Here is a 9307-nt window from a genome sequence, read left to right as displayed (position 1 = left end):
GACCGCTGCGGGTGGGGGTGAGGGGGACGCCCCTCCCCCCGCCTTCGTGCGGTGCAGCGAAGCGCTGAGGGAGAGTCCCCGGACAGTGAAAGAGCGTCCGGGCGCCGCTGCCCCCTCACCCCCAGCCCCTCTCCCCCAAAAGGGGGGGCGAGGGGAGACACGGTCTGCGGACGCCGGTGAGAGGTTCGCCGGCCCCTCTCCCTGGAGGGAGAGGGGCCGGGGGTGAGGGGGTAGCGCGGTTCACCCACCATCCGCTCAGAGATTGTGAGCCCGAAGCGCAAGCGAGGCCGGGTGATCCTGCCCTGCGCGCACGTCTCGGCTCGCGCCTCGGGCTGCCGATGCGGAGAGCGGACCGTTGCCAGCGTGCGGGCGCCGTTGCCCCCTCACCCCCAACCCCTCTCCCCCAAAAGGGGGGCGAGGGGGGACGAGGTCTGCGGACGCCGGTGAGTGGTCCGCCGGCCTCTGCTGCCCTCTCCCTCGAGGGCGAGGGGCACATGGCGGCGGCCCCGTGACAGGGCGGCGGGGCGTTCTACAACGACTCGTCCTCGTTCAATTCCCCCGCCCCCGCCCGCTGCGATGTTCGGTCTGTTCAAGAAGAAAGATCCGCTGGAGGCGTTGAAGGCGAAGCACGCCAAAACGCTGGAGCGGGCCGCGGAGGTCTCCCGCAATCAGGGGGTCGTCGCCGCCAGCGCCGTGCACGCGGAGGCGGCGGAGATCGAACAGGAGATCGATCGGCTGGAGGCGGAACGCCGGCGGGACTGAGCGCCGGCGGTTAGTCGTCGTCGGACGGTTCCCGCGGGTCGATCCCCGGGGGGCCGCTGGCCGACAGCGTGCAGACGACCCGGACCCCGCGGGCCGGGCGGCCGTCGGCGGCGGGGACGGCCGGTTCGATCGACAGGGCGCCGCCGAGCACCTCCGCCCGGTAGCGCATGCTGCGCAGGCCCACCCCGCCGGAGGTCGAGCGCGGCTTGCCGCGACCGTCCAGGCCGTCGATTCGGCCGGCGGCGGCGGCGAGGTCGGCGGGCATCCCCACGCCGTCGTCGGCGACGCTCAGCCGGACGGCCCCGTCGGTCCGCCGCAGGGCGATCTCGATCCGGCTCGCCCCGCTGTGCCGCAGGGCGTTGCCGACCGCCTCGCGGGCCAGGTGGTACAGCTCGTTGCGGACGTCCGGGGCGTCGGGTTCGTCGGCGGGGGTTCCGGCGAAGGTCACCGTCGGGCCGGGCGCCTCGGCGTTGCGGTCGACGAGGGCGGAGCGCTCCGCGGCGAGGCGAGTCAGGGCGGCGGTCAGTTCGCCGCGGACGCCGCCGATCGGCATCAGGCCGCGGGCCACCTGCCGCACGCGGCTGGCGGCGTCGTCCGCCTGGGAGAGCAGGTGGGCGGCGAGCGCCTGGGGGGTGTCGAACCGGGGGGCGCCGGTCTCGTCGTGGGCGGCGTCGTGCAGGGCCTTCGGGTCGCCGGCGTCCAGCCCGACCTGCCGGGAGAGCGCCGCGACCAGGAACTTCAGCGCCGTCACGTCCTGGGCCGGCCCGTCGTGCAGGTCCCGGGCGATGCGGGCCTGCTCGTAGCTGCGGCCCTCGAGCACCTCCCGCTCCAGGGCCCGGCGGGCCGTCATGTCCCGCTGGCTGGCGACGTAGTGGGAGGGCGGGCCTTTGCGACGCCGCGACTCGGCCGTTTCGTTCCGTTCCCCGGGGCGCCGCAGGCCGCCGGAGTGGCCGCTCATGCCCGGCCCGCCGTACAGCCCGCCCTCGACGCCGTGCACCGCATGGGCCCAGACCGGCGCCGCGGTCCACTGCACCACGTAGCGTTCGCCGTCCTTACGGTAGTTCACGGCTTCCCCGCGGAACGGCCGGCCGGCCCGCAGTTGGGCCTTCAGGCGCTCGGTTTCGCCGTGGTCGGTCTCCGGCCCCTGCAGCATCCGCGGGTTGCGGCCGACCGCCTCGTCCCAGTCGTAGCCGGTCATCCGCTGGAAGGCCTCGTTGACGAACCGGATCTCCGGCCCGGGCTCCTCCAGGTCCGGGCCGGTGATGACGACCGACTCGTCCAGCGTGCGCATCGCCTCGGCGAGGATCAGCCGCTCCCGCTCGCATTCGAGGTGCTCCGTCACGTCGTTCTGCACGCCGACGTAATGCGTCACCTCCTCCCCGCCGTCCGCACGGACCGGGGAGAGGTACAGCTCGTTCCAGAAAGGCGTGCCGTCCTTCTTGTAGTTCCGCAGCAGGACCTTGCAGCGCTCGCCGGCGGCGATCGCCTCGCGGACCCGTCGCACGCCCGGCTGGTCGTCGTCGCGGCCGCCGGGGGCGTTCTGCAGGAACCGGCAGTTCCGCCCGAGCGCCTCCTCCCGGGAGTAGCCGGTGAACTCGCAGAAGTAGGCGTTGACGAACACCAGCGGCTGATCCCGGGCCCGCACGTCCGCCACGGCGATCATCGAATTGGCCGAGTCGATCGCGGCCGTCAGCAGCGTCCAGCCGCCGTCCTGCACCAGAGAGTCGGCGTTGGAGGAGAGTTCATGCGGTTCTGGGGGCATGGCCGCGGCGACGGGGGCGCGTCGGGACGGAAGGGGTCGCAGACGGTTCCGACCCGAAACGGGAAATGGTTTCGCCGCCCCCCGCCCGCGGCAACCGACAAACCCGCCTCTGCCGTCAGGATTCCTCCGACGGGCGAAGCGGCGCATTCCAGGCGGGGTCTCGCTCAAAGCAGTGTCGGTCGGTACAGTGCCGCCGGCGGCGCAACCGGCGCCGTCCCCGCAATCGTCACCCCGGCCGTTCGCGGCCGTCCCGAAGGATCGGACCGATGCACACCGCCCCCGCCGCCGCCGTTTCGACGTCCGGGCCGCAAACCGCGTCCGGGCCGCGAATCGAGTACGGCGTGGCCTCCGTGGGCGACCTGCGGGTCGAACTGGAGGAGTGCGAGGACGGCCGCTCCCGGGCGCCCAAGGTGGCCGCGGTCTTCGTCAACGACGAGCCGCTGCGGCCCAGCGGCCGGTTCTGGACCAGCTTCTTTATGCGGTTCGGCATCGGCAAATCGGTCTTCAACTACTTCGATCATGCGGAAGTCTTCGAGCGGCTGGCCGCCCGCAGCCCCAACGACCGCCTGCGGTTCGCCGTGGAGCGCGGCCCCGAGGACGCCGACGGCCGGACCGGCTCCCTGCTGGCGGTCTCCAACCCGACCAAGGCCGTCGTCAAGCACGACGATTTAAACGAACTGCTGCACCGCTACGACGGCGACCGCGTGACCTACCACAACGGCGTGGTCGAGAGCCATCACGCCCCGCGGGTGGGCCACCGCTTCCACGTCTCCGGCGACGCCTTCGCCAATCGGTTCGTCGTCCGCACGCCGGTGGACGGGTTCGGGCAGCCGAGCATTTATCTCTCGCTGCTGCGGGAGGTCTGCTCCAACGGCATGATCGGCGAGGCCCCCGCCTTCCGCAGCCAGCTGGCGCTGGGCAAGGGGGACGACGAGGTCACCTACACCCTCAGCCGGGCGCTGGACGGGTTCAACAACGACGAGGGCTACGCCGCCCTGCGACAGCGGTTCGAAAGCGCCGCCGAAAGCTGGGCGAGCGTCCACGAGGCGGCGGGCCTCTACAACCTCCTCGCCAAACTGACCGGCGGCGGGGGCGGTTCCTCCCACGCCGGGCTGTCTAATTTCGGCACGGACGGGGCGAGTTCCGACGGGCTGTTTGAACGAAAAGACCTCGGCACGCACCTGCTCAAGCGGTTCCACGAGACGACCGGCGACGTGACCCGGCTGTACGGTTTGGCGAACGCCGACGCCCTGTCGGCGAAGCGGCAGAAAACGCTGCCGGTGAAGTGCAAGGTGTACGACCTGCTGAACTTCGCCACGGAGGTCGCCACGCACCACGCGGGACCCGCCCACGCCCGCCGCCTGCACGCCTGGGCCGGCGAACTGGTCAGCGGCGAATACGACCTCGAAGGCACCGCCGACCAATACGGCGACTTCCAGGACTTCTTCGTGAACGACGAGCCCGCCCAGCCGACGGACACGCCGGACGCGTAACGGCGAGTCGAGGGGCGAGCCCCCGGCAGGGGTTCGTTCACGGTAGAATCCGAGCATGCCCGCGATCCTCGACGCCCCGCCGCTCCGTCCCGACGCCACGGCCGCCCCCGCCGTGACGGTCGCCGACATCTTGGAGCAATTCGGCGACGTCCCGCTGTACCGCATCGTCATGGACCCCGCCCCCGGCACGGCGACGGAGGCGGACATCGATCGGGTGAAGCGGGAAACCGGCCGGCTGTGCGAACTGATCGACGGGACCCTCATTGAGAAAGCCGTGGGCGCCGAATCCGATTTGATGGGCTCGAAACTGATCGCCCTCCTCCTGCCATTCGTGGAGGCCCGCGGGTTGGGCTGGGTGCTGGGGGGGCAGGGCTTTTTACGGTTGTCCGGCAGCCGGCTGCGGTCCGCCGACGTGGCGTTCGTGCGGTACGAACAGGTCGAGGGCGACCGGTTCCCCTCCACGCCGGCGTACCCGGCCCTCTATCCCGATTTGGCGATCGAAATCCTCTCCCCCGGCAATACCGCTCGGGAGATGCGGACCAAGCGGGCGGACTGCTTCACCGCCGGCACGCGGCTGGTCTGGGAGATCGACCCGGCGGCGGAGACGGCGACGGTCTACACCGGCGTGGATCAAGTTGCGGAAGAACTGGGCGCCGACGGCACGCTGGGCGGCCGGGACGTGCTCCCCGGGTTCTCCGTGCCGTTGCGGGACGTGTTGAACGCCGTGCGGAAAACGCCGCGGGCGTAGCCGCCCGGTCCGGCGGCCGTCCCCCGGCGGACTCCCCCTACTGCCCGCCCTCTTCGCGGCGGCTCCAGTAGGGGAGTTTCACGCCGCCGTCGAGGCTCAGCGTGGAGCCGGTCATGTAGGCCGCGTCGTCGCTCAACACGTACGCCGCCGCTTTGCCGCACTCCTCCGGCGTGCCGAGGCGCTTGAGCAGCAACGACTTGGCGCCCTCGGCAATCTGCTCTTCGGTGAAGAACTTCCGCTCGCCGGGGGTGTCGATCCAGCCGGGGTGCAGGATGTTCACCCGCACGCCGTACTTCGCCATCTCCACCGCGGCGGTGCGGGCCATCTGGTCGAGGGCCGCCTTGGCCATGTTGTAGGCCATCGCCGTGGGGAAGGCGATGTCCGCGTGCGGGCTGGAGACGACCAGCACGCTGCCGCCGCGGCCGTTCTCGTGGAACTGATCCCGCATCCGCCGGCAGGCGGCCCGCAGGCCGTAGAAGGCGCCCCACATGGAGACGTCGATCGTCTTCTTAAATTCGTCCAGGTCGGCGTCGAGGAACGGCTCCCGGGCGCTGTAGACGGCGTTGGAGACGAACAGGTCCAGCCCGCCGAGCTGCTCGGCCGCCTCGGCGACGAGCCGTTCGATCGTCTCCCGGTCGCCCACGTCGCCCTGCAATACCACGGCAGTGCGGCCGAGGTCGCGGACTTGGGCGGCGACGGCCTCGGCCTCCTCGGCGCTGGAGCGGTAATTGATCGCCACGTCGGCCCCCTCGCGGGCCAGCTCGACGGCGATGCCCGCCCCGATGCCCTTACTGGAGCCGGTGACGAACGCGGTTTTGCCTTCCAGGCGGCCGGACATGGACGATCTTGAACGAAGAAACGGGCGAACGCTCTGCAGTGTAGCGACGAAGCGTCCGCGGCCGAATCTGCAGACGCAACGCCGACGTCGATTGTGCGTCCGGGGCCTGAGATTCTGCGGCAACCGAAGCGGCGGCGTTCATTCCCCGCGGAGCGTGGCGACGATCGGCGTCCGCACCGCCGCGCGGACGGCCCAGCCGCTGGCGAGCATGCCCGCGGCGAACACCGCCAGCAGCGTCAGGGCTCCGCCCAGCCAGGGCGTGTCCGCGGTGCGGCCGGACAGGTGCGGCCACAGGGCCAGCAGCGCCGCCAGCGTGCCGCTGGCCAGACCCCAGACCAGCAGCAACGCCGTCTCCGTCAGCACGAGCCCGGCGATCTTCCGCGTGCCCAGCCCGACGGCCCGCAGCAGGGCGAGCTCGCCGCGGCGCTCCAGCACGTTCCGCAGCATCACCGCGGCCAACCCCAGCGTGCCCAGCAGCAGGCCCAGCCCGCCGAGGGCCTGAAAGGTGGAGAGGTACGTGTTCTGCACCGCGAGGAAGGAGGCGATCCGCTCGCCGACGGGTTCGGCGTCCACGCCGTAGCCGCTCAGCCGGCCCTCCAGAGCGGCGGCGAGTTCGGTTTGCCGGTCCTCCGGGGCGTCGATCAGCAGGTAGGCCCAACCGTCGTTCGTGGGAAAGAGGCGTTCGAAGTCCGCCTCGCCGGTCAGCAGCACGCCCTGGAACACGCTGCCGTCGAACTGTCCGACGACCTGGAAGTACGCCTGCGGGTTCTCCTCGTTCGGGACCGGCAGCCGGTCGCCGACGCCCAGTTTCAGGCTGTATTGCAGGGTGTTTAGGTCCCCCAGCACGGGATAGACGGGGAGCGGGGCGCCGTCGGGGCCGGGAGCGTCCGGCAGCTCCTGCTTGAGGAGTTCCCACGGGTTCTCGCCGGGGGTGTCGGCGAAGGCGAAACCGCCGCGTTCGATCTGGGAATCGGGCACGCCGAGGACGGTCGGCAGGCCGGTGCGGTAGAGGTTCAGGCAACTGGCGTCCGCCCCCGGCCGCACGCGGCAGGCGGTGAGGGCGTCGATCGCCTCGAACGGCTCCCCGGTCAGGTTCAGCTCCTCCCGGCCGGAGGGCGTGCCGGGGTCGAAGGGCAGGGGGGCGGCGGCCTCGGCGACGAGCAGGTAGCCGCCGTTGCCGCTGTCCAGTTCCGGCCCCGCGGCGGAGGGGTCCTTGCGGGCGGCGGCGACGGCGACCAGCAGGAAGGTCGCGCAGGCGATCAGCCCCGCGGTCAGCACGCTGCGGGTGCGCTGGCGGGCGGCGTTCCGCAGGCCCAGCTTGACGCTCGACCGCGGCACGCCGCCGGGCCGCCGGGCCAGCCACCAACCCAGCGCCCCCAGCGCCGCCGCGAGCAACAGCATCCCGGTGAGGAAGAACGCGATCACGTCCCAGCCGAACCCGGCGAACGCCTCGGCGTTCGGGATCAGCCCGGCGAGGGCCGCGAGCATGAGGACCGCCGCGAACCCGCCGCACCCCACGGCGATCCACTGCGCCGCGGCGCCGGTCGCCTCTTTCTCGGCGCCGGTCTCCCCGGCCAGCAGGGCCCGCACGCTGGCCCCCCGCAGGGCCCGCAGCCCCCACCAGACGGCCGCCGCCGCCAGCAGCACGCTGACGCCGAAGCCGATCGCCAGGCTGGTCGGGGTCACGTCGAGGAACAGGAACCGGGTGCCGACCGCCCCCACCCACAGCGTCCGCAGGCCCCACAGCATCAGGGCCGCGTAGCCGACCGCCGCCGCGGCCCCGACCAGCCCGCCGACGGCGACCACGATCAGCCCCTCCGTCAGGTGGAGCCGCCGCACCGCCTTCGGCCCCAACCCGAGGGCCCGTTCCAAGCCCACTTCGCTGGCCCGGCGCTCCAGCCCGAGGCGGAACAGCAGGGCGATCAGGATGGCGGCGGACAGGATCAAAAACAGGCTGAACCCCACGAACAGCCCGGCGAAGTCCGTGGTGCCCGCCGCCGCGGCGAGCCCCTGGGCCTTCACCGGCCCGAACGCCAAGCCGAGCTGCCGCAGATCGACGCCCTCCAGCAGCGCCGCCGTGAACCGCTCCTCCGCGGCGTCGAAGTCCTCGATGGGGCCGCCGTCCGGGCCGGTCAGCAGCACGGTGGTGCTCGACCCGTACCGGCTGGGGAACAGCTCCCGCATCCGCTCGATCGGCAGAAACGCCTTGGGCAGGGCCTTGTAGTCGTCCCAGTAGAATTCGTCCTCGGTGGTGACGCGGTCGAGGTCCATCTCGAACGGCTGGTCCCAGTCCGCGAAGGTGGCCGCGTCGGTGATGCCCTCCACGGTGGGCGTGAGCGTGCCGTCGGCCGCGGCGCCCTCGATCGGCACGACGGCGGAGACGGTGAACGTCTCGCTCCGCTCCGGGGCGTCCGCCCCGTCGTCGACCGGATACCACCGCAACGTCGCCTCGTCCCCGGCCTGCACGCCGAGCTGCTCGTTCGCCAGGAACTCGTTGAGGACGATCTCGTTCTCGCCCGCCTCGCGGACGGCCGGCACGTCGTCGGCCGTCACCCCGGCGACGACGAAGTAGGCGCTGCGGCGGTTCTCGTCGTCGATCTCCTCAGTCGTGGCGTCCGCGGGGACGATCTCGTTGGCGAGGGCGACGTACCGCGGGGAGGCCGTCAGCCCGGCCGCCTTCGCGGCGTCACGGGCCGCGGCGGCGAGGGCGGCTTCGAGGATCATCCGGTCGCTCTCCACCGACAGCGTGCCCCGCGCCTCGTTCCGCACGAGCTTCACCCGCAGATCGTCCAACGTCAGGCCGGCCCGGGCGGACTTCGTCAACGCGTCCGCCGCGTCTTCGCCGGGAACCTCTTCGCCGCCGGCTCCCTCGGGATCGGCGACGAACACCGCGTTCACCCGGCCGACGCGGCCCTCGGGGTTGCGGCGGGAGGGGCGGACCGGGGTCAGCGCGAGCAAATCCCGCAGCTCGCCCAGTTCGGCGTAAGCCACCGGCGGGATCTGCTGGGCCGGGTTGAGGTCGAACCGGGCCGCCCCCGCCGTGTCCGGCAGCACCGCGGACACCGTCAGCGGGACGGTCGCCGTCGAGTCGTCCCGGTTCGCCAGCAGGTTGCCCCGCGGCACGGCGCTGGGGATCTCCACGGAGATCGTCACGTCGTCCCCCACGCTCACGCCCAGTCCCTCGGCGACGCGGGCGTTCAGCACGATCTCCCCCGGCTCCGGCCGGGCGACCTCCGCCGTCTCCAGCAGGCCCCACAGGCGCTCGTCCGTGCCGAACAGGTTCACGGAACCCACCCGGCGGACCGCGTCCTCCTCCCCGGCGGAGAGCCCGGCCCGCAGGGCGAGGGCGGGGGCGGCCGTCGCCGGGGCGTCGGCCCCCTCGGCGAGCGTGTCGACGAAGCCGTCGGTGACGAACCGGCCGCCGGAGAGGGCGAGGTCGACTTCGCCCAGCCGTTCGAGGGTGATCTGCCGCAGGCTGGCCCGGACGCTGTCGCCGACGACCAGCGCCCCGCCGATCACCGCCGCCCCCGCCGCCACGCCCAGCAGCACCGCGAGGTGCGTCCGGCGATAAAACCACAGCGAAGCGAGGACGAGGCGGAGGGAAGACACGGCGCGACGAGCGGACGGCGGACGGTAGGGGAAGATTCTAGGGAGCCGCGACCGTCAGGGAGCGTCCCCCTGCGGGCGAGCCTCGCTCGAGACGC

At 72.4% G+C, this 9307-nt stretch carries 6 protein-coding genes; 3 read left to right on the top strand and 3 right to left on the bottom strand.

Going from position 1 to position 9307, the window contains the following annotated elements; translation table 11 throughout:
• The first annotated feature begins 576 nt into the window (after positions 1 to 576).
• Positions 577 to 762, top strand: a complete 186-nt coding sequence (locus ACG2DA_RS20005) for a Lacal_2735 family protein (RefSeq protein WP_395258102.1) — start codon at positions 577 to 579, stop codon at positions 760 to 762.
• Between the two features lie 10 nt (positions 763 to 772).
• On the opposite strand, the gene ACG2DA_RS20000 is transcribed toward ACG2DA_RS20005, so the two are convergent.
• Positions 773 to 2524, bottom strand: a complete 1752-nt coding sequence (locus tag ACG2DA_RS20000; RefSeq protein ID WP_395258100.1) for a PAS domain-containing protein — start codon at positions 2522 to 2524, stop codon at positions 773 to 775.
• Positions 2525 to 2790: 266 nt separating this feature from the next.
• Between ACG2DA_RS20000 and ACG2DA_RS19995 the strand changes: the two genes are divergently transcribed.
• Positions 2791 to 4017 carry a DUF932 domain-containing protein gene (locus ACG2DA_RS19995; protein ID WP_395258099.1) on the top strand — a complete coding sequence of 409 codons (1227 nt, stop codon included), beginning with the start codon at positions 2791 to 2793 and terminating at the stop codon, positions 4015 to 4017.
• 55 nt (positions 4018 to 4072) lie between these two features.
• Positions 4073 to 4765, top strand: coding sequence for a Uma2 family endonuclease (locus ACG2DA_RS19990; protein WP_395258097.1), 693 nt, complete (start codon positions 4073 to 4075; stop codon positions 4763 to 4765).
• A gap of 37 nt (positions 4766 to 4802) precedes the next feature.
• Here the strand turns inward: ACG2DA_RS19990 and ACG2DA_RS19985 are convergent, their stop codons facing one another.
• Positions 4803 to 5603 (bottom strand): SDR family NAD(P)-dependent oxidoreductase, encoded by an 801-nt coding sequence (locus tag ACG2DA_RS19985; protein WP_395258095.1) that lies wholly within the window; start codon positions 5601 to 5603, stop codon positions 4803 to 4805.
• 138 nt (positions 5604 to 5741) lie between these two features.
• Positions 5742 to 9212 (bottom strand): ABC transporter permease, encoded by a 3471-nt coding sequence (locus ACG2DA_RS19980; protein WP_395258094.1) that lies wholly within the window; start codon positions 9210 to 9212, stop codon positions 5742 to 5744.
• Positions 9213 to 9307 lie beyond the last annotated feature (95 nt).

Origin of the sequence: Alienimonas sp. DA493, from assembly GCF_043951915.1 — a bacterium.
Lineage (GTDB): Bacteria > Planctomycetota > Planctomycetia > Planctomycetales > Planctomycetaceae > Alienimonas.
The sequence above is the reverse complement of the archived record's forward strand: the minus strand, read 5'-3'. Positions and strand labels throughout refer to the sequence as shown.